General features: G+C 69.7%; 19 protein-coding genes. 18 read left to right on the forward strand and 1 reads right to left on the reverse strand.

The window, feature by feature from the left end; translation table 11 throughout:
- The first annotated feature begins 282 nt into the window (after positions 1-282).
- The 17 genes from LHJ74_RS21280 (at position 283) to LHJ74_RS21360 (ending at position 16,220) form a co-directional block, all read left to right on the forward strand.
- The gene (locus LHJ74_RS21280) at positions 283-1,785 is read left to right on the forward strand and encodes a DUF6801 domain-containing protein (protein WP_260219721.1); all 1,503 of its coding nucleotides are present in this window, start codon (positions 283-285) and stop codon (positions 1,783-1,785) included.
- A gap of 185 nt (positions 1,786-1,970) precedes the next feature.
- Positions 1,971-2,948, forward strand: a complete 978-nt coding sequence (locus LHJ74_RS21285) for an ABC transporter ATP-binding protein (protein ID WP_260219722.1) — start codon at positions 1,971-1,973, stop codon at positions 2,946-2,948.
- Complete coding sequence (locus tag LHJ74_RS21290; protein WP_375546792.1) at positions 2,945-3,760, forward strand: MlaE family ABC transporter permease; 816 nt, start codon at positions 2,945-2,947, stop codon at positions 3,758-3,760. Before LHJ74_RS21285 ends, LHJ74_RS21290 begins: the two co-directional genes overlap by 4 nt.
- A gap of 3 nt (positions 3,761-3,763) precedes the next feature.
- Entirely contained in the window at positions 3,764-4,648 is an 885-nt protein-coding gene (locus tag LHJ74_RS21295) for an MlaE family ABC transporter permease (RefSeq protein WP_260219723.1), read from the forward strand.
- A complete protein-coding gene (locus LHJ74_RS21300) occupies positions 4,645-5,943 on the forward strand; it encodes an MCE family protein (protein WP_260219724.1) in 1,299 nt (432 codons plus the stop codon). The genes LHJ74_RS21295 and LHJ74_RS21300 overlap by 4 nt, the downstream gene beginning before the upstream one ends.
- Entirely contained in the window at positions 5,940-6,971 is a 1,032-nt protein-coding gene (locus LHJ74_RS21305) for an MCE family protein (RefSeq protein ID WP_260219725.1), read from the forward strand. Before LHJ74_RS21300 ends, LHJ74_RS21305 begins: the two co-directional genes overlap by 4 nt.
- A gap of 86 nt (positions 6,972-7,057) precedes the next feature.
- Positions 7,058-8,068 (forward strand): MCE family protein, encoded by a 1,011-nt coding sequence (locus LHJ74_RS21310; RefSeq protein WP_260219950.1) that lies wholly within the window; start codon positions 7,058-7,060, stop codon positions 8,066-8,068.
- On the forward strand, positions 8,068-9,207 hold the full coding sequence (locus LHJ74_RS21315) for an MCE family protein (protein WP_260219726.1): 1,140 nt from the start codon (positions 8,068-8,070) through the stop codon (positions 9,205-9,207). Before LHJ74_RS21310 ends, LHJ74_RS21315 begins: the two co-directional genes overlap by 1 nt.
- Before the next feature lie 20 nt (positions 9,208-9,227).
- On the forward strand, positions 9,228-10,361 hold the full coding sequence (locus LHJ74_RS21320; protein WP_260219951.1) for an MCE family protein: 1,134 nt from the start codon (positions 9,228-9,230) through the stop codon (positions 10,359-10,361).
- The gene (locus tag LHJ74_RS21325) at positions 10,361-11,569 is read left to right on the forward strand and encodes an MlaD family protein (protein ID WP_260219727.1); all 1,209 of its coding nucleotides are present in this window, start codon (positions 10,361-10,363) and stop codon (positions 11,567-11,569) included. Before LHJ74_RS21320 ends, LHJ74_RS21325 begins: the two co-directional genes overlap by 1 nt.
- 1 nt (position 11,570) lies before the next feature.
- Positions 11,571-12,083, forward strand: coding sequence for an Rv1363c family protein (locus LHJ74_RS21330; protein ID WP_260219728.1), 513 nt, complete (start codon positions 11,571-11,573; stop codon positions 12,081-12,083).
- 16 nt (positions 12,084-12,099) lie between these two features.
- The gene (locus tag LHJ74_RS21335) at positions 12,100-12,690 is read left to right on the forward strand and encodes a hypothetical protein (RefSeq protein ID WP_260219729.1); all 591 of its coding nucleotides are present in this window, start codon (positions 12,100-12,102) and stop codon (positions 12,688-12,690) included.
- Between the two features lie 21 nt (positions 12,691-12,711).
- The gene (locus LHJ74_RS21340; protein ID WP_260219730.1) at positions 12,712-13,251 is read left to right on the forward strand and encodes an Rv1363c family protein; all 540 of its coding nucleotides are present in this window, start codon (positions 12,712-12,714) and stop codon (positions 13,249-13,251) included.
- A gap of 18 nt (positions 13,252-13,269) precedes the next feature.
- On the forward strand, positions 13,270-13,935 hold the full coding sequence (locus tag LHJ74_RS21345; protein WP_260219731.1) for a hypothetical protein: 666 nt from the start codon (positions 13,270-13,272) through the stop codon (positions 13,933-13,935).
- A 29-nt stretch (positions 13,936-13,964) separates the two neighbouring features.
- Positions 13,965-14,531 carry a hypothetical protein gene (locus LHJ74_RS21350; protein ID WP_260219732.1) on the forward strand — a complete coding sequence of 189 codons (567 nt, stop codon included), beginning with the start codon at positions 13,965-13,967 and terminating at the stop codon, positions 14,529-14,531.
- Positions 14,532-14,535: 4 nt separating this feature from the next.
- Positions 14,536-15,165, forward strand: coding sequence for a DUF5819 family protein (locus tag LHJ74_RS21355; RefSeq protein ID WP_260219734.1), 630 nt, complete (start codon positions 14,536-14,538; stop codon positions 15,163-15,165).
- Positions 15,162-16,220 (forward strand): HTTM domain-containing protein, encoded by a 1,059-nt coding sequence (locus LHJ74_RS21360; RefSeq protein WP_260219735.1) that lies wholly within the window; start codon positions 15,162-15,164, stop codon positions 16,218-16,220. The genes LHJ74_RS21355 and LHJ74_RS21360 overlap by 4 nt, the downstream gene beginning before the upstream one ends.
- Before the next feature lie 53 nt (positions 16,221-16,273).
- Here the strand turns inward: LHJ74_RS21360 and LHJ74_RS21365 are convergent, their stop codons facing one another.
- The gene (locus LHJ74_RS21365; RefSeq protein ID WP_260219736.1) at positions 16,274-17,596 is read right to left on the reverse strand and encodes a DUF6801 domain-containing protein; all 1,323 of its coding nucleotides are present in this window, start codon (positions 17,594-17,596) and stop codon (positions 16,274-16,276) included.
- Between the two features lie 553 nt (positions 17,597-18,149).
- Here LHJ74_RS21365 and LHJ74_RS21370 point away from each other — a divergent pair.
- Positions 18,150-19,175, forward strand: a complete 1,026-nt coding sequence (locus LHJ74_RS21370; RefSeq protein ID WP_260219737.1) for a DUF6801 domain-containing protein — start codon at positions 18,150-18,152, stop codon at positions 19,173-19,175.
- Positions 19,176-19,209: the final 34 nt, after the last annotated feature.

Raw genomic sequence — 19,209 nt, forward strand, 5'->3', positions numbered from 1 at the left:
GCCGTGGGAGCGGAATTACTCATCAGCGGATGAATGCCGGGGGCGAATTACTGCCGTTGGGACAATGCGGGGAACGAGGTCGGCGGCACCGGTGAATTTTCCCGCAGGAGCCATTGCGTGACGGGGTTACTACTACGTAACGTCCGGTTCTCCAGAGGCCCGCGGAATCACCGTGCCAGGCCACACCGCACATTCGGATAACCCCGCCCTCCGCAGGGAGAAAAGCCGATGAGAACTGCCAAGAGCCGGCACCGTGTTGCGCGTGTGGCTTCTGTGGGCTCTGTGGCACTCCTCGCCGCCCTGCTCCCGAGTACGGGTTCCACCGCGCGGGAACAGGCGGCGCGGGTCAGCGCGGGTTACCTCTGCGAACCTTCCTCGGCCGCCGGGGAATCCGCCACGGCTGCCACAGCGGTGAACGTCGGCATCTCCGCCACCTTCCCGGAAACCGGCACCCCGGGCGAACCCATCCAACCGGGCGCACTCACCGTACGGGTGAGTCTCACGAAAGCCGCCGCCGGCGAGGTCCTCGGCGAGGACGCCGCCACCGTCGAGGGCTCCGCCGCGCTGACCACCGAGGTCGCGCAGAACGACGAGCGGGCCCGGGCGCGCTGGACCGGGCTGTCGGCCGCCGGCGCGCCCGTACCGGACGAGGGGGAACTGGAGCTCGCCCACACGGGCACCGTGCCCCCGGTAACCGTCCGTTCACCCGGCGATTTGACCTTCACCGCCGACCGGCTCGACCTGACGCTGCGCAGCGCCGCCCGCAACGAGCAGAGCGACCCCGGCACCCTGCCGGACACCACGGCCGGAGACGACACCCCGCCCGGCCCGGACCAGCGGCTCGTGCAGCTGACCTGCGCCCCGCGCGAGGGCGAGGACACCCGGCTGGCGTCCGTGTCCGTACCGGAGGGGGCGGCCGGTGAGCCCGACACCCCGCCGAGCGGGTCCGCGGACGCCGCGCGCGGCGCGGAGGGCGGCGGCGGTCCCGAGGACCGTGCCCCGGCGGACGGTGCGCAGGACGGCGGCACCGCCGACGGCGACGCGGACGCCCCCGGCATCGCCGTCGCTCCCGGGCAGCGCGGCGAGGCCGCCGTCTGCCCGGCCGAGCCCCCGGTCGGCGAACTGGACCCCGAGCGCTTCCCCGAGCCGCCGCCCGGGTCGAGCGAAGGCACGATCGGCGCCTCTCTCTGCGCCGTGCCAGTCGGCTACGCGACCGTACGGAAGCAGGACGGGGCGGTGCTCATCAACGATCCGCGCCGCGCGGAGGTGGGGATGATGCATCTCAATCTCGGTCAGCGGACCGTCAGCGGAGTCGACTACCTCGAATCCGACTCCCTGGGCCTGCTCGACTTTCCCGATTCCGCGTCGGCCTTCCTGACCTTCGGGTTCCAGCCGGTGTCGGCCAGGATCGCCTTCGAGACGGAGCCCGCGACCGTCGTCAACCTCGTCAAAGCCGGCCGGGCCACCACCTCGGTCGGCTACTACCAGCGGCTGCGCCTCTACGACGTACGGGTCAACGGGGTGCCCCTGGAAGTGGGCGACAACTGCCGCTCAGCCCATCCGATGGACACCGAACTGACCGGCGCTTACCCGTTCATGGAGGGCGGCCTGCTCAAGGGGGAGATCGACATTCCGCCGTTCCGGGGGTGCGGCGGCGAGCGGGAGGACCTGGACCCGCTCTTCACCGCGGCGGTCTCCGGCCCCGGCAACGTACTGGAGATCCAGCAGGGCCCGGTGCTCGGCGCGGGGACCGCGCCGACCGTACCCGATCTGCCTCGGCGTTGAGCCCTACGACCTGGACCCACGGGAGGTGTCGTGAACCCGCTCCCCCACCCGTAGGAGGGGGCTTCCAGCCGGAAGGCTGCGGTCCAGCCCGAATCGATCCCATGCGGGACGTGCGCAAACCACCAGAAACCAGGGAAGCGATTCCCCCACCGACTGAAGCCGGTGGTCCCCTCGCTAGGAGACTGATGGGGATTGAAGTCGTCGTCGAGGGCCTGACCAAGACCTTCGGCAGGCAGAACATCTGGCAGGACCTCACGCTCACCCTGCCACCGGGTGAGGTCAGCGTCATGCTGGGCCCCTCGGGCACCGGAAAGACCGTCTTCCTCAAATCGCTCGTCGGCCTCATCCGGCCGGAAGAGGGCAGCGTGCTGATCGACGGCGTCGACATGGTCAACAGCCGCGAGAAGGACGTCTACGAGGCCCGAAAGCTGTTCGGCCTGATGTTCCAGGACGGCGCGCTGTTCGGCTCCATGTCGCTCTTCGACAACATCGCCTTCCCGCTGCGCGAGCACACCCGCAAGAAGGAATCCGAGATCCGGCGCATCGTGATGGAGCGCATCGACATGGTCGGGATGCTCGGCTCCGAGGGGAAACTGCCCGGCGAGATATCCGGCGGCATGCGCAAGCGGGCGGGCCTCGCCCGCGCCCTGGTCCTCGACCCCAAGATCATCCTGTGCGACGAGCCGGACTCCGGCCTCGACCCCGTCCGCACCTCGTACGTCTCCCAGCTGCTCATCGATCTCAACGCGCAGATCGACGCCACCATGCTCATCGTCACCCACAACCTGGACATCGCCGCCACCGTCCCGGACAACATGGGGATGCTCTTCCGCCGGAGCCTGGTCACCTTCGGCCCCCGCGAGGTGCTGCTCACCAGTGACGAGCCGGTGGTCGAGCAGTTCCTCAACGGGCGGCGGGCCGGGCCGATCGGCATGTCCGAGGAGAAGGACCAGGCAACCATCGACCGGGAGGCGCTGCACGGCATCGTGGTGGGCGAGGCCACCGAGCGCCGCATCGTGCCGCAGCTGGAGCCGACCCCCGGACTGCCCGTCCGCCAGGCAGCGCTGCGCCGCCGGGAGCGCGTACTCGGCATGCTGAGCACGCTGCCCCCGGCGGCGCAGCGGGCGATCACCGCCAGCTTCGCCGCCGAGGGGCAGCCGTGACGGCGCCCCCGCGCTCCGGCTCCAGGCGGCCGCCGCGCAAGCCGCTGCCCGGCCTGGGCGTCCTGCGCGAGATCGGCCACCTTTTCGCCCTCGCGGTGACCGTCGTCAAGCTGACCTTCCGACGCCCTTTCCAGGTACGGGAGTTCATCGAGCAGTTCTGGTTCATCGCCAGCGTGTCGATACTGCCGGCCATGCTGGTGACCATTCCCTTCGGTGCGGTGATGGCCCTTCAGGTCGGCTCGCTCATAGAGCAGTTCGGCGCCCAGTCCCTCACCGGCGGCGCCAGCGTCCTGGTCATGATCCAGCAGGCCAGCCCGCTCATCGTCTCCCTGCTGATCTCCGGCGTCGCGGGCTCGGCGATCTGCGCCGACCTCGGCTCCCGCGCGATCCGCGAGGAGCTGGACGCGATGAAGGTGATGGGCGTCTCACCCGTCCAGCGCCTCGTGGTGCCCCGGGTGCTCGCGGTGGTGCTGGTCGCGCTGCTGCTCAACGGCCTGGTCTCGGTGGTCGGCACCCTCGGCGGCTATTTCTTCACCGTGTACATGCAGGACGGCACCCCGGGCGCGTACGTCGCCAGCTTCTCCGCGCTCGCCCAGCTCCCCGATCTCTACATCAGCGAGATCAAGGCGGGGATCTTCGGCTTCATCGCCGGGATCGTCGCCGCCTACCGGGGGCTCAACCCGAAGGGCGGTCCCAAGGGCGTGGGGGATGTGGTCAACCAGTCGGTCGTCTTCACCTTTCTCATCCTCTTCTTCGTGAACACCGTCCTGACGGCGATCTACCTCCAGCTCGTCCCGTCGAAGGGGATGTGAGCGATGGCGATTACCGACCGGGCGGGCGGCGGCGAGGGCGACGGCACCGGAACACCGGCGAAGCCCCCGGCGCGACCCCGCCGCGGCCGCGGCCTGGGCTGGCTGGAGCGGCCGGGAGACGAACTGCTCTTCTACCTCCGCGCTCTGCTGTGGATTCCGCGCGCGCTGCGCCGCTACCCCAAGGAGATCCAACGGCTCCTCGCCGAGGTGTCGTTCGGCAGCGGCGGTCTCGGCGTCATCGGCGGCACCGTCGGCGTGATGGTCGGCATCACCGTCTTCACCGGCACCGTCGTCGGCCTCCAGGGCTATGCGGCGCTCAGCCAGATCGGCACCGACGCGTTCACCGGCTTCGTCTCGGCCTACTTCAACACCCGTGAGATCGCACCGCTCGTCGCCGCGCTGTCCCTCTCGACGACGGTCGGGGCGGGATTCACCGCCCAGCTGGGCGCCATGCGCATCAACGAGGAGGTCGACGCGCTGGAGAGCATGGGCGTACGCAGCATGCCCTTCCTCGTCTCCACCCGCATCGTCGCCGCCGCCATCGCGATCATCCCGCTCTACGGGATCGGCCTGCTGGGTTCCTATCTGGCCTCCCGCGCCGTCACCGTGCTCTTCAACGACCAGTCGACCGGCACCTATGACCACTACTTCGGCCTCTTCCTCGCACCCACCGACGTGCTGCTGTCGTTCCTCAAGGTGCTGATCTTCAGCGTGATGGTGATCCTGGCGCACTGCTACTACGGCTTCCGTGCGTCCGGCGGCCCGGCCGGGGTCGGTGTCGCCGTCGGCCGTTCCGTGCGCACCGCGATCGTGCTGATCAGCGTCACCGACTTCTTCCTCAGCCTGGCGCTCTGGGGCGCCACGACGACGGTGAAGGTGGCCGGATGAAGGCGCGCCGGAAGACCCGCCCCGACGAGCGCACCCTGGCGCGCCGCCGCAGACTCGCGGGCGTGGTGTACCTGCTGGTCCCCGCGCTGCTGGTGTGGCTTTCGGTGGCCGTCTACAACAAGGAGTTCACCGACTCCGCCACGATCGTCGTAGAGACCGGGGCCGTCGGCAGCGAGATGCACCGGCATGCCGAAGTCAAGCTGCGCGGGGTGGTCATCGGCGAGGTCTCCGGGATCGACACGGACGGTGCGCGGGCCCGGCTGACGCTGGCGCTGAAACCGGAGGCGCTCGGCCGGGTGCCGGCGGACGTGACCGCGCAGATGCTGCCCACCACGCTCTTCGGTCAGCGGTTCGTGGCCCTGGTGCCCCCGGCGGAGCCGTCCTCCCAGCCCCTCTCGGCGGGCAGCGTCATCCCGCAGGACCGCAGCGCCAACGCCATCGAGCTCCAGGAGTCGCTGGACAACCTGCTGCCGCTGCTGACGGCGGTCAAGCCGCAGAAGCTGTCGGCCACTCTCACCGCCGTGTCCCAGGCGCTGCGGGGGAGGGGTGCGAAGCTCGGCGGCACCATTGTCGAGCTGGACGCCTATCTGAGGAAGCTCAACCCCCAACTGCCCGTCCTCAACCGGGACATCAAGGAGTTCGTCGAGGTCAGCCGCACCTACACCGAGGCGGCGCCGGACATCATCGACGCGCTCGAGGACGCCACGACGACCAGCAGCACCCTCGCCGACCGCAAGCAGGGGCTCTCCGCCCTCTACGCCTCGGTCACCACCACCTCCCAGGACCTCACCACCTGGCTCCGCCAGAACGAACGGAACCTCATCCGGCTGGTCTCGGCAAGCCGCCCCACCCTGGAGATCTTCGGCAGGTACTCGCCCTCCTTCCCCTGCACCCTCAGCACACTCGCCGACTTCGTGCCCGCCATGGACCGCGCCCTGGGCAAGGGCACCGACCGGCCCGGCCTGCACGTCGACGTCCAGGTGGTGAAGGAGCGCGGCGCGTACCTGCCGGGCAAGGACGACCCCGCGTACGGCTCCGGCGGCGGGCCACGCTGCTACCCCGTGCCGTACACCGGGCCCCTCCGGCACACCCCCGCGAAATCCACAGAAGGCACGGAGGCAACGGCGCTGACCAGCCTGGAGGACGGCCTCGGGGTGGCGAACTCGCCCCAGGAGAACACCCTCGTCAACGAACTGCTGGCCGCCGAGAACCGGAAGCGGCCGCAGGAACTGCCCGACTGGTCCAGCGTGTTCGCCGGACCCGCCTACCGCGGCGCGGAGGTGAGCCTGAAATGACCCGCACCAGCCTCACCGCGACCGTCGTCAAATCTCTGGTCTTCCTGATCGTCACCGCCCTCGCGACGACCGCGCTGGCTCTGAGCATCGCCAACACGGGCGTCGGCGAGAGCGAGAGATACAAGGCGTGGTTCACCGACGCCACGGGGCTGATCGAGGGCGACTCCGTACGCATCGGCGGCGTGGAGACCGGAAAGGTGGAATCCATCGAGGTGGTGCAGCGCCGCTACGCCCAGGTGGAGTTCTCCGTCGAGAAGGGCCGCACGCTTCCGGTGTCCACCCATGCGTCGATCAAGTACCTCAACATGGTCGGCCAGCGCTACATCGACCTGGAGCGCGGCACCGGACCGGTGGGCCGCGCACTCGACCCGGGCGCCACCATTCCCCTCAAGCGCACCAGCCCGGCGCTCGATCTGACCCAGCTCTTCAACGGCTTCCAGCCGCTCTTCCAGGGGCTCTCACCGGACGACACCAACAAGCTCGCCGGGTCCGTCATCCAGGTGCTCCAGGGCGAGGGAGCCACCGTGGAGAGCCTCGTCCGTACGGTCGGCTCGCTGACCAGCACGCTGGCCAGGAAGGACCAGGTCATCGGGCAGGTGGTCACCAACCTCAACACCGTGCTGGACACCGTCAACACGCGGGAGACGAAGTTCACCGAGCTGGTGGGCACCCTGGAGCAGGTCGTCTCCGGCTTCTCCGACGACCGCGAGCCCATCGGCCAGGCGATCCAGGGCATGTCCCAGCTGAGCATCAGCACCGCCGGGCTCCTCCGGGACGGCCGCAAGCCGCTGAAGGAGGACATCGGTTCGCTGGGCCGGGTGTCCAAGACCCTCGCCGACAACGCGCCGTTGGTGGAGAACTTCCTGGAGAAGACGCCCGAGAAGATGCGGGCCGTCACCCGGATCGCGTCCTACGGATCCTGGCTGAACCTCTATCTGTGCGAGGCCCGGGTCAGCGGAGTGACCACCTCGGACGGCAGCCCGCCGCCGACCGGGATCGCCATCAGGGATTCGAGGTGCGAGCCGTGAGGCGGCCCACGCTGCGGCGCTCCGGCGACCGGAACTTCGGCGACCGGCGTTCGGGGCCTGGGCGCTCCGGCCGCAAGCGGTGGCGCCTGAAGCCCGTCCAGGAGCGCAACCCGATCGCCGTGGCGCTGGTCGGACTGCTCACCCTCACCCTGGTCGGCCTGCTCGCCTACAGCGCCGGATCGCTGCCGCTGCTCTCCAACGGCACCACCTACACCGCCGACTTCAAGGAGTCCGCCGGCCTCAACCAGGGCGACGAGGTGCGGGTCGCGGGGGTGACGGTCGGCGAGGTCGAGGAAGTCGCCCTGGACGGAGCGAGGGTGAAGGTCGCCTTCACCGTCGAGGACACCTGGGTCGGCGACGACAGCACCGTGGCGATCGGCATCAAGACCCTGCTGGGCTCCAAGTACCTCGCCCTCGACCCCCTCGGCACCGGCGAACAGGACCCGGACAAGCGCATCCCGCAGGAGCGGACGATGTCCCCGTACGACGTCGTGGACGCGCTGAACGGGCTCGGCGAGACGGCCGGCGAAATCGACAGCGGCAAGCTCGCGGAAAGCTTCGAGGCGATCTCCGGCACCTTCGAGAACACCGCCCCCGACGTACGCACCGCCGTGCGGGGCCTCTCCGACCTGTCCCGGACCATCTCCACCCGGGACACCGAGTTCGCCAAGCTCCTCAAGGGCAGCAACAAGGTCACCAAGACCCTCAGCAAGCAGAACAGCCGCTTCGAGAACCTGCTCACCGACGGCGGCAAGCTGCTGGCCGAGGTACGCAGGCGCCGCGACGCGATCCACACGCTCTTCACCGGCTCCCGCGACCTCGGCACCGAGCTGCGCGGCCTCGTCGACGACAACGACAAGCAACTCGCCCCCACACTCGCCGCCTTGGAGCGGGTCACCGGCGTGCTGAAGAAGAACCACCGGAACCTCAACGAGGCGCTGGCCTCCGTCGGCCCCTACTACCGGCTCGTCGGCAACACCCTGGGCAACGGCCGCTGGATGGACAGCTATCTGTGCGGCCTCGTGCCCGACACCTATCTGCCCGAGGGCACGCCTCCGGTGACCGGATGCATGCCGCCCCGGCAAGGAGGAAGCTGATGGCGGACGACCCGCAACGGAGCGGCGGACGGATCAGGCGGGCCGCCGGCCTGAGGCTGCGCCGTGCCCTGTTGCTGGGCCTCGTCCTCGCCCTGGTGGTCACCGGGTCGCTGGCCGGGGCACGGGCGGTGTTCGGCGGCGGGGACGGCATCCGCCTCACCGCCTACTTCGACAAGACGATCAGCGTGCACGAGGGCTCGGACCTGCGGGTGCTGGGCATACGCGTCGGCAACGTCGACGGCATCCACCCCGAGGGCGAGCGCGTGAAGGTCACCTTCTCCCTGGACGAAGGGGTGCGGGTGCCCGACAAGGTGCAGGCCGTCGTGGTCGCGCCGAGCGTGGTCTCCGGGCGCTTCATCCAGCTCAGCCCCGCCTACGGAGGCGGCCCCCAGTTGCGGGACGGCGGCGTCATCCCCCAGGCCCGCACCGCCACCCCCATGGAGGTCGACGAGCTCCTCAAGAGCATCAGCGACCTGGCCGAGGCCCTCGGTCCGGACGGCGCCAACAAGGACGGAGCGCTCGAAGGACTCGTCGACACCGGCGCCGAGAACCTCAAGGGCAACGGGAGGGAGATCGGAAACACGATCCAGCAACTCGGCGGCGCCTCCAGGGTGCTGAACGGCAGCAGCGCCGATCTCGTCGCCAGCATCAAGCAGTTGCAGAAGTTCACGACGATGCTGAAGAAGAACGACGGGAAGGTCCGTACCGTCAGCCGCCAACTCTCGGACGTCAGCACCTTCCTCGCCCAGGACAAGGAGGCACTCGCCGCCGCACTGAGACAGCTCGGCACCGCTCTCGGCAAGGTCAAGGGTTTCGTGAAGAGCAACCGCGGCAAGATCAAGACCAATGTGGACCGGCTGGCCGACCTCACCCAGTCCATGGTCGACCAGCGCGGCTCGCTCGCCGAAGGGCTCGACGCCCTGCCGCTCGCGGCGTCCAACCTCGGCAACGCCTACAACCCCGGCACCCGCACCATCGACGGCCGCGCGGACCTCAACGAGCTGAGCATGGGGCGCGGCGAGCAGCCGGACGGCGGCGCCCGCCCCCAGTCGCTCCCCGCCCTGCCCCTGCCACCGGTCGGCAGCGTCTACGGCAGCCCGGCAGGCGGGTCGGAGCACGGGCCGGGGGAGGACCGGTGAGCCGGGCCGCGAAGGCGGGCATGACCGTCTGCGCCGGGGTGACCGCCCTGGGCCTGGCCCTCCTGCCGGGCGGATGCGGCGCGCCGGAGATCGGCGGCATCGAGGATCTGCCGCTGCCGGGCGGGGCCGACCTGGGCAGCGATCCATACGAGATCACGGCGGAGTTCCGCGATGTGGTCAGCCTCTTCCCGCACGCTTCGGTCAAGGTCAACGACGTGGCCGTGGGCCGGGTCACCAAGATCTCGCTGAACGAGAGGAACTGGACCGCGAAGGTCACCATGCGCGTCCACGGCAAGGTGAAAGTGCCCGCCGACGCGTACGCCAACCTCGAGCAGTCCAGCCTGCTCGGCGAGAAGTACGTCCAGCTCGTCGCCCCTGCCGAAGCCCCTGCCGAAGCCGCCGTCGAAGCCGCCGCCGCCGACAAGGGGCGGCTGCGCGACGGCGCGAAAATCCCGCTGAGCCGCACCAACCGCAACTCGGAGGTCGAGGAGGTCTTCGGCGCGCTGTCGCTGCTCCTCAACGGCGGCGGCGTGCAGCAGCTGCGCACCATCACCACCGAGCTGAACAAGGCGCTGAACGGCAATGAGCCCGAGGCCCGTTCGATGCTCAGACGGGTCAACACGCTGGCGAAGAACCTCGACACGCACAAGGGCGACATCACCGACGCCCTCGACGGTGTCAACGAGCTGTCCTCGACCCTCTCCACCCGGCACCGGAAGATCGGCACCGTCCTGGAGGACCTCGGCCCCGGGCTCGACGTACTGGAGGAGCAGCGCGGCTCGCTGGTGACCATGCTGCGCTCCCTCGACACCCTGTCGAGCGTCGCCGTCCGCACGGTCGACAGGAGCAAGAAGGACCTCGTCGCCGACCTGCGGGCCCTGGCACCCACCCTGCGCAACCTGGCCGACGCCGGACAGGATCTGCCCGACTCCCTCCAGGTGATGTTCACCTACCCGTTCACCGACGAGGTGCTCACCGGGGTGAAGGGCGACTACCTCAACGTCTACCTCAAGGTGGCCGCGGCGCCGGGGACGGAGATCATCCCGCCCGCCACCGAGCGCGACGGCACGAAGCAGGGCACCGCAGCCGGTGCCGCGCCGCTGCCGCTGCCCTCCGTCGGCGGCACCCGGGACGCCCGAGGAGGCGAGAGCTGATGGTCACCCTCAGCACCCACATCCGCAACCTCACCTTCCTGGTGCTCGGTGCGGTGGTCCTCGCCTACATCGCCGTCCAGTACGCCGACCTGGGGCGGTACATCGGCATGCGCGGCTACTACACAGTCCGGGTGGAACTGCCGCGGACCGGCGGCCTGTTCGGCAACGCCAACGTCACCTACCGAGGGGTCGACATCGGCCGCGTCGGTTCCGTCGAGCTGACGGACGGCGGGGTCGAAGCAGAGATCCGGATCGACGACTCCGCGCCGCCCATCCCCGCCGATCTGAGTGCCGAGGTCGCCAGCCTCTCCGCGGTCGGCGAGCAGTATCTCGACCTCGCACCCCGTACCGACGAGGGACCGTATCTGGAGGACGGCTCCGTCGTCCAGCAGCAGGACACCGCCACCCCGGCCCCCGTCACCGACGTGCTCACCAGCGTCAACGACCTGGCCGCCTCGGTGCCGCTGGATTCACTGCGCGTCGCCGTCGACGAGATGGGCAAGGCGTTCCACGGACAGGGGCAGAACCTCCAGGTGCTGCTCGACACCGGCAGCGAGTTCATCGCCGCCGCCGACGAGGCCCTGCCCGCCACCACCCTGCTGCTGACGGACGGCGAGACGGTGCTGCGCACCCAGAACGAGGAGGCGGAGGCGATCCGTTCGTTCGCCTCCGGGGCCGCGGAACTGGCCGCGCAGCTGAAGGACTCCGACTCCGACCTGCGCAGGCTGATCACGCAGGCCCCGCAGGCCGCCGACCAGGTGACGGCCCTGGTCCGGGAGAACGACCCGGCGTTCAGCGTCCTGCTGGCGAACCTCACCACCACCTCCGAGCTGCTGGTCACCCGCCAGCGCGGCACCGAGGAACTGATGGTGCGGCTGCCCCAGGTCATCGCCGCCGGATCCACCGCCACCACACCGGACGGCATCCGCTTCGGCATGGTCACCACCTTCTTCGAGCCGCTGCCCTGCACCTCGGGATACGGCGGCACCACCTACCGCAACGGGCTCGACACCTCGCCCCCGCCTTCCGTCAACACCGACGCCCGCTGCGACGCGTCGCCGGCAAGCGGCCAGAACGTCCGGGGCAGCAGAAACGCACCGAGCGGCGGCGTACCCGAACCGGCACGGGCCGGCTCCCTGGACACCGGGAACGCCGGTGTGGACGACGGCCCCAGAGACCTGAGCGGCCTGCTCGGGGTGGAGGACTGAGATGCGCACCCGGATCGCTTCGGCCCCAGGGCTTGTCCTGGTACTGGTGGTCTCCACGCTGTTCTGCGCGTTCTCCCTCTGGGCGTACGTACGGGCAGACGGCGACGGCGACCTCTCGTACGCGCGGGCGCGCGACGACGCGCTCGGCGCCGCCCGCACCCACGTCGCCCGGCTCAGCAGCATGGACGGCACACATGTCGCCGAGGGCCTCCGGAAGTGGCGCGAGTCCGCTACCGGGCCACTGCGGGACGAGCTGGAACGCACGAGGGGCAAGAGCGCCGAGGTGCTCAAGGAGGAGGGCACCACCACGCGCGGCACCGTGACCGATGCGGCGGTCACCCAGCTCGACGAGCGGGCGGGCACCGCGAAGGTCATCGCGATGGTGCGGGTCGCGGTGGAACCGCGCCGCGGCGAGGCCACCACGGACCGCAAGCGGTTCGAGGCGGGACTCGCCAGGACGGCCGACGGCTGGAGACTCACCTCGCTCCAGGCCGTACCTGCCAAGGCGAACTGACCGGAAGGGGAGGGGAATGTCAGTGACGGACGAGGCCGAAGCCCGGCTGCCCGAGCAGCACCCAGGGGAGCCCGAGCCGGAGGCCGCCCCCGCACCCGCCCGGCGGTGGCGCCGCTGGTCCACGCTCGCTCCCTCGCTGCTCTCGGCCGTGCTGCTGCTGGCGAGCACCCTCCTCACCGTGCTCACGGCGGGGCTGCACGACTCGCCGGCCGCCGGGAACAAGGCCCTCACCGACACGGCGGCCACCGACCGGGTGACCGGCGAGATCCGCAGCGCCCTGGGCAGGATCCTCAGCTACTCGCCCGACAGCCTGGCGGCCACGGAACGGGACGCGAAGACGCTGTTGCGCGGACAGGCGGCCAAGGAGTACGACGCGCTGCTCGCGAGCGTGCGGCAGCGCGTGACCGACCAGGGGCTGACCCTCACCACGCAGGTCGTCCGGATCGGGGTGAGTCACCTGAGCGGTGACACCGCGCGGCTGCTGGCCTTCCTCGACCAGACGACCCGGCGCGACGGCGAGAAGGCCACCGCCGTGCCCGCACAGCTCTCCGTGACCGCCGAACTGGACGGCGGGCACTGGCGGATCACCAAGCTCAAGGCCCGGTAGGCGGTGGAGGGACGGATGTTCATGGCCCGTGTGAAGAGGATCAACCCGCTGCTCGCGGTGGCGCTGACCCTGGCCGTCCTGACGGCAGGCTTCGCTGCCTGGTCCGGCTGGACCTGGTATGCGGCGGCGGACGACGAATCGCTCGCCTTCGCCAAGACCCGCGACGAGGTGCTGGCCGCCGGAGAGCAGGGCGTGCAGAACCTCAACACCCTCGACCATCGCGAGCTGCGACGGGGGATGGAGACCTGGGAGAAGTCCACCACCGGCGACCTCCGCGACCAACTGCGCGAGGGACGTCCCGAATTCGAGAAGCAGGTGCGGAACGCCCGGACGGTGACGAAGGCGAAGGTGCTCTCCGGGGCGGTGACCGAACTCGACGAACGGGCGGGCAGGGCACGGGTCATGGTCGCCCTGCGGATCACAGTGGACGCGCCGAAGGAGAAGGCGGTCACCAAGGAGAGCCGGATGCTGGGCGCCCTCACCCGCACGGACGACGGCTGGAAGCTGAGCGACCTGGGACAGGCGCCCGTGGGGGACACCGGCCCTTCCGCCGGTGAATGAGACGAGAGGCCACGCCGCATGTCGACGACACGTCATCTCATCAACCGCAGACGGCGGTTGGCCGCGACACGGCCCGACCGTGACGAACGGCAACGGCTGGATCCGGACCAGGATCCGCGCAAGCCTCCGCTGCGCAAGCCCCCGCCGCCCAGGGCTCTGCGCCAGAGCCGCCGGGCGATCCCCTGGGTGCCGCTGCTCGGTGTACTGGCCGTGCTGCTGGGCGGGTTCGCCGTGTGGGCGGGCGCACGGGCGGACGCCCTGCACGACGGTCCGGCCACCCGCAATACCGCGCTCACCGAGGCGGCGCGTACGAGCGAGGTGAAGGGCAGCGTGACCGAGGCCGTCAACGCCGTCTTCTCGTACGACCACACCTCGCCGGAGGCGACCGAGGACGCAGCCGGAGAGGTGCTGGTCGGCAAGGCCGTCGAACAGCACCGGGAGATGCTCGCCCAGGTCGTCGCGCAGGGGGAGAAGCAGCAGCTGGTACTGACCACGACCGTCACCGACAGCGGTGTGGAGATGCTGGACGGCAACCGGGCCCGGCTGCTGGTCTTCGCCGACCAGCGCAACACCCGCACCGGAAAGGGCGGCGACACGACGCACGCCGCCGCCATGTTCGCCGTGGAAGCGGTGCACAGCGACGGCAGTTGGCGGATCTCGGACATCGACACCTTCAACCGTTAAGGAAGCGAAGGAGTGAAGGAGTGAAGAGAATGTTCCGTCGTGTGGTCACCGGAGTCGCGCTGTCCGCCGCCGTCTCCCTCGCCGTGGTCGGCTGCAGTTCCGCCGGCTCACCGGGGGAAGCACCGGAGGTGACATGGGCCGGGAACGTCTGCGAACACCTGAGCAGGAACGGGTCACAGCTGAGGCTCCCCGCAATAGACCAGAAGAAGCCGCAGCAGGCCAAGAAGCGCGTCGTCGCTTTCCTCGACGGCCTGGCCACACAACTCGGCTCGCTGGAGAAGGACATGAAGAAGGAGGGCGCGCCCCCGGTCGAAGACGGCAAGCAGTCCTTCACCAAGGCCATGGAAGGGCTCAGCCAGGCGAAGCAGGAGGTCGACGGGGCGGTGACCAGCGTGCGCGAGTCGAAGGTCGACGACGAGAAATCGCTGAACGCCGCGCTGGCCAAGGCGGGTGAGGGATTCCGCAAGGCCGGCAGGTATCAGGGACCGGCCCAGGAACTCCGCGCCGATCCCGCCCTGAAGAGCGCCTTCGACGAGGCCGAGGACTGCGCCGGGATCCCCGTCAGCTCCGCCAAGCCCGCCACGGCGGGAAACTGACCCGGTGAACTCCGCCGAGCCGCCCGCTCCTGGGCCTGTTCCGGGCCTGGCCCCGCAGGGCACCGAGCTGAGCGCTCCCCGCCGCGCGGTGCTACGGCTGTGCGCCGCGCTGGTGGCCGCCCTCGCCGTCGCGCACGCGGGGATGATGCTGCTCGACGTCGCCGGGGACTTCCCCGTCTCGGAGAAGAACGCCGAACGGGTGGACAGCTGGATGAACCCGCTCTTCATCCAGGACTGGAAGATCTTCGCCCCCGATCCGCCCCGGCACAACCAGCATCTGGAGGTGCGGGTGAAACGCGGGGAGCGCTTCGGCGCCTGGACGGACGTCACCGCCCACGACAACGCGGCCTACCGCCGTCAGTTGCTGCCCAGCAAGGAGGACCAGCTGACCCTGCGCCGCGCCACCGGCCAGTACCGGCGCTGGGTGCGGGAGGGGAAGGCGCCGCCGGAGACGAACAGGGCGGCGCGGCTGCTCCGTGACGTCGTCCTGATCCGGCTGGCGGACATGGGGCAGGACCGTGGCGAGGGCATCGAACTGCGGCTGCGGACGACACCCATACCGCCGCCGGGGTCCAACGGTCCGGCCCCGGCCTCCAGCTACCTCCCGCTCGGCTACCTGAGGACGCCCGGATGACGATGCGCGCGGTGCTGCGGCTCGGCGGGGGAGCCGTCGACAGGCTGGACACACAGCTCAGACGGCACCTCCGGCAGGTGACACTCCAGCCCTTCGCCCTCTACAGCGCAGCCGTCGTCCGCATCGGACTCGCCGGGCTGTTCCTGCTGTTCCTGCTGCGGGAGCTGCCGCACGCCGACCGGCTGTGGGGGCCCGGTTCGCCGTTCACCCCGGCGCTGCTCCAGGAGACCGTCCAGGCGAACGGCTGGGACGGCTTCCTCGGATGGTGGTTCACCTTCCTCGCCACGGACGAACCGCTGGTGTTCTGGACGCTGTACGTGACGGCGATCGTCGTCAGCGCCCTCTACCTGCTCGGCTGGCACACCCGGGCGCTGGCGTTCGTGTTCTGCTTCTTCGTCGTCGCCTTCTACATGCGCGGCTTCCTGGCCAACAGCGGGTGGGCGATGCTGAGCATGCTGTTCGCCAACTACCTGGTGTTCTGTGCCTCCGGCCGCCGCTGGTCGCTCGACGCCCGACGCCGGGCCCGCCGGGAACGCGAGGCGTCGGGGGGGAGGATGAGTCCGGCGGGGATCAGCGAGACCGAGGAACTCCGGCGCCGGCTGGTCACCGTGCTGCACAACGCGGGCATGGCCGTGATCGCTTTCCAGGTCATGGTCGTCTACGGGTCGGCCGCGATGTACAAGATCCAGGGCGAGACCTGGCGCGAGGGCACGGCGCTGTACTACGCGCTGCTCTCCGACGACTTCTCGACCTGGCCGGAGCTCTCCTCCTGGTTCGCGGGCCACGGCACCCTCATGGCCGTGCTGGCCTATGTCACCGTCTTCTCCCAGGTGCTCTTCCCGGCGCTGGTCTTCAACCGGAGGCTCAAATACTGCGTGGTCGTGGTGATGATGGGCACTCACCTGGGAATCGGCGTCCTGATGGCGCTGCCGATGTTCTCGGCGGTATCGATCGTCGGGGACCTGGTGCTGCTCCCCGACACGTTCTGGCTCCGCGCCGCCGCCCTCGTCCGCCTGCTGCGCGCCCCGCCTCCGACCGCGGCGCGGGTGGAGTGAAGCGGCAGAGCCGGCCCCGGCCGGTGGCCGGGGCCGGCACTTCGCCGGGGTGGTCAGACGCGGCTGGTGAGATCCATGTCGATGGTGTTGCCGGGTCCGGCCATGAAGGCGCCGAGGACATCGTTCAGGAAGCCGCAGTCAGCGAGTTCGGGGAGGGTGTATTCGCCCTTCACCTTGCCACCGCTGAGGGGGTTGAAGCGTCCCTCGGAGGCGAGCTCGATGCTGGCGGTTTCGGCGGTCTTGCATTCCTGGCCGCCGCCGACGGGGAGGCCGAGGATGGAGACCTTGGGGAGCTTCACGTACATCTTGGAGCTGGTCTTGAGGTCTCCGGCGGCGTTGAGGGTGCCGGTGGTGATGCCGTCCTGCTCGAATTCGACGCTGGCGGTGGCGGGCAGGAAGCCGAGTACGGTGAAGTCGCCGCTGCTGGGGTCGAGGGTGAGGTCGGCGTCGAAGGTGCCTTGTGCGAGGTCGTAGTCGGCCTCGATGCCGCCGTTGAGGGCCACGTCTCCCTTGGCCGCCTTGATGTGCGAGTTACCGGCGAGGTCGAAGTTGATCAGCACACCGTTCGTACCGGGCTCGGGTCCGGGTGCCGCGGGCTCCTCGTCCGGGGCCGTTCCCGGTGCCGTGGGCTCCGTGGCCGGGTCCGCAGGCTCAGTGCCGGGTGCCGTGGGCTCAGTGCCGGGGTTGGTGCCGGTCTCGGTGCCCGGCTCCGTGGGCTCCGTTTCCGGGCTGGTTCCGGTGCTCTCGACGATCTCGAAGGTGTGCAGGGTGGTGTCGGTCGAGGTCATGGTGCAGTCCGAGGTGAACGGACCGTCGGGGAAGCCGGGGAAGACGATGGTGTTGCCGTCGGCGTCCTTGACCTCCATGTCGGACATGCCGAGGTCGGTGACGTCGATGGTGCCCTGGCCCGCCTGGTTGAACTGCAGTTGCGGGGACTGACCGGAGGCGATGACGTCGAAGTCAGCCGTGGGGCTGGGAAGGTCGGTCTTCGCGATGCTGTTCGGCACCTGGACCGGCACCTCGCCCGCCGGCGTCGTGATCTTGACGTCGGCGGTCGCCGTGCCTTCCATCGTCTTGCCGCCGACGAGCGTCATGCCGTCGGCAGCGGCCTTGGGCACGGTGGCGACCGAGGTGATGTCGAAGGGCGGAATGGTCTCCCCGACCTCGACCTGAGCCGGAAGCTCCGCACTGATGTTGATCTGGATCGGCTGGTCGCCGATCAACGGGAACGAACAGCTGTACTCCTGGTGGAGCGTGGCCGTCTCGGCGGATGCGGTCCCCGCACCGATAAAGCCCAGCATGCCGACGGCGAGACCGGTGGCCGTCGCGGCGGCCAGACTGATCCTCGCTCTGGCCCTCTTGCCATGGACTGTCATTGACGAACCTCTCGTGTTGCGTGAAGTGGGCACCAACACTTACGGCTTCCCCGCCGAAACGGGCCATCTCCAGATCAGGACCGGGAAAACTGCGTGGGGGTGGGCGGGGAACGTGATCTCCATTACCGAGCGCAGATACGGCCACGTTTCGAATCGGTAAACTACTCACGGGTAGGGCGGGGGTCAAGGCTCATTTCCAGGACTGGTCCGGGAATTCGGAATCAGACTTCTTCTTTGTGATTCCGGTGAGCATCGCAGGTGATCGCTTCATCATCGCGGCGTGCAACAAGCTGAGATCAGGGGCTCGGCTAGCGGATACGGGCGGAAATGGATCTGCTGCCGCAGCTCTGCGGCTCCAGTGACAAAAAACTCTGCTGCTGTACTCATCGGGCGAGTAGTTCTCGCGATGTGATGCGGTGGGCGGTTCTTCCCGTGGTCCTCTCCTTGACCACCCGACTACTCGTCAGTATTTTGCTGAGCCACGAAGCTCGTATTCTGTGAAAGGGAGGGCATGGGAGTTCACCGGAGAAAGACCCGGGCGGCCAGGACGGCATTGGGCGTCGCGACCGTACTGGGAACCACGGGAGCCGCTACCGTCCTGCTGGGTGCGGGCACCGCCTCGGCGGAGCCCGCCTCGCTGACGCAGAAGTACGCGTGCGCATTCCCGTTGATCGGCGCGGACCCGATCGACATCGAGATCACCTCGGACATCCCCGCGACGGTGGCGGTCGGGGACTTCAGCGGCAAGCTGAAGATCAACTCAGTGACGGGAGTGAGCAAGAAGGCCGCGCAGGCCCTGACCCTGGTGGGCGTGAAGACCCTGGAGGGCGTCGCGACGGCCGAGGCCAGCGTGAACCTGCCGGGCGGCGGCAGGCTGCATGTGGAGGTCGACAACACGGTGGCGAAGACCCAGCTCCCCAACCCGGCAGCCGCCTTCGACGTCACCGCGAAGGGCGAGGCGCCGTCGATCGGCTTCGACCAGACGGGTAAGGCGTCCATCGACGTCAACGCGCTCACCCTGAAGCTGACGGCGCGGGACGCCGCCGGCAAGCCCGTTCAACTTCCTCCGTACGGGGACGTCTTCGAAGCGAAGTGCACGCTGGACCCGGCGGACCAGAACAAGACCCTGCACACCTTCACGGTCACCGAGGAGGGCTCGGGCGATCCGACGGCCGGTACCACGGGCTCGCCCACCACCGCGGGACCCACCACTGCCGGGCCCACCGGCTCGACGAGCGGTAACGACACCGGATCCGGCGGCTCCCCGGGCGGCGACGGAGGCTCGGGAGCCTCCCCCCAGTCCACCGGCGGCGGCTCCGGGGACACGGACTCCACGGGTTCTGCCGGCTCCAGCGGCTCCACCGGTTCCGGCGGAGCGCCGGACGGCGACGCCGCCTCGGACGGGACGCAGCTGAGCACGTCGGTCAAGCCCGGTGATGATGACGACGGCGTCCTCGCCACCACCGGGACTTCGGCGGTGGGCCTGCTGCTCACCGGTGCGGGAGCGCTCGGAGGCGGCGGCATCGCGGCCTGCCACTATCTGCCGCGGCGCATCCGGGGCGACGGCACCGCTGCCTGACCACCGTCCGGCGCGGCGACCGGCGCGGGCCCGG

Origin of the sequence: Streptomyces gossypii, from assembly GCF_025165795.1 — a bacterium.
GTDB classification, from domain to species: domain Bacteria; phylum Actinomycetota; class Actinomycetes; order Streptomycetales; family Streptomycetaceae; genus Streptomyces; species Streptomyces gossypii.

Coding starts and splice junctions, on each gene's coding strand:
- LHJ74_RS21325 (WP_260219727.1), top strand. CDS start 10,361: ATGGTCACCCTCAGCACCCACATCCGCAACCTCACCTTCCTGGTGCTC.
- LHJ74_RS21300 (WP_260219724.1), top strand. CDS start 4,645: ATGAAGGCGCGCCGGAAGACCCGCCCCGACGAGCGCACCCTGGCGCGC.
- LHJ74_RS21360 (WP_260219735.1), top strand. CDS start 15,162: ATGACGATGCGCGCGGTGCTGCGGCTCGGCGGGGGAGCCGTCGACAGG.
- LHJ74_RS21285 (WP_260219722.1), top strand. CDS start 1,971: ATGGGGATTGAAGTCGTCGTCGAGGGCCTGACCAAGACCTTCGGCAGG.
- LHJ74_RS21305 (WP_260219725.1), top strand. CDS start 5,940: ATGACCCGCACCAGCCTCACCGCGACCGTCGTCAAATCTCTGGTCTTC.
- LHJ74_RS21345 (WP_260219731.1), top strand. CDS start 13,270: ATGTCGACGACACGTCATCTCATCAACCGCAGACGGCGGTTGGCCGCG.
- LHJ74_RS21340 (WP_260219730.1), top strand. CDS start 12,712: ATGGCCCGTGTGAAGAGGATCAACCCGCTGCTCGCGGTGGCGCTGACC.
- LHJ74_RS21295 (WP_260219723.1), top strand. CDS start 3,764: ATGGCGATTACCGACCGGGCGGGCGGCGGCGAGGGCGACGGCACCGGA.
- LHJ74_RS21365 (WP_260219736.1), bottom strand. CDS start 17,596: ATGACAGTCCATGGCAAGAGGGCCAGAGCGAGGATCAGTCTGGCCGCC.
- LHJ74_RS21315 (WP_260219726.1), top strand. CDS start 8,068: ATGGCGGACGACCCGCAACGGAGCGGCGGACGGATCAGGCGGGCCGCC.
- LHJ74_RS21350 (WP_260219732.1), top strand. CDS start 13,965: ATGTTCCGTCGTGTGGTCACCGGAGTCGCGCTGTCCGCCGCCGTCTCC.
- LHJ74_RS21320 (WP_260219951.1), top strand. CDS start 9,228: ATGACCGTCTGCGCCGGGGTGACCGCCCTGGGCCTGGCCCTCCTGCCG.
- LHJ74_RS21330 (WP_260219728.1), top strand. CDS start 11,571: ATGCGCACCCGGATCGCTTCGGCCCCAGGGCTTGTCCTGGTACTGGTG.
- LHJ74_RS21335 (WP_260219729.1), top strand. CDS start 12,100: ATGTCAGTGACGGACGAGGCCGAAGCCCGGCTGCCCGAGCAGCACCCA.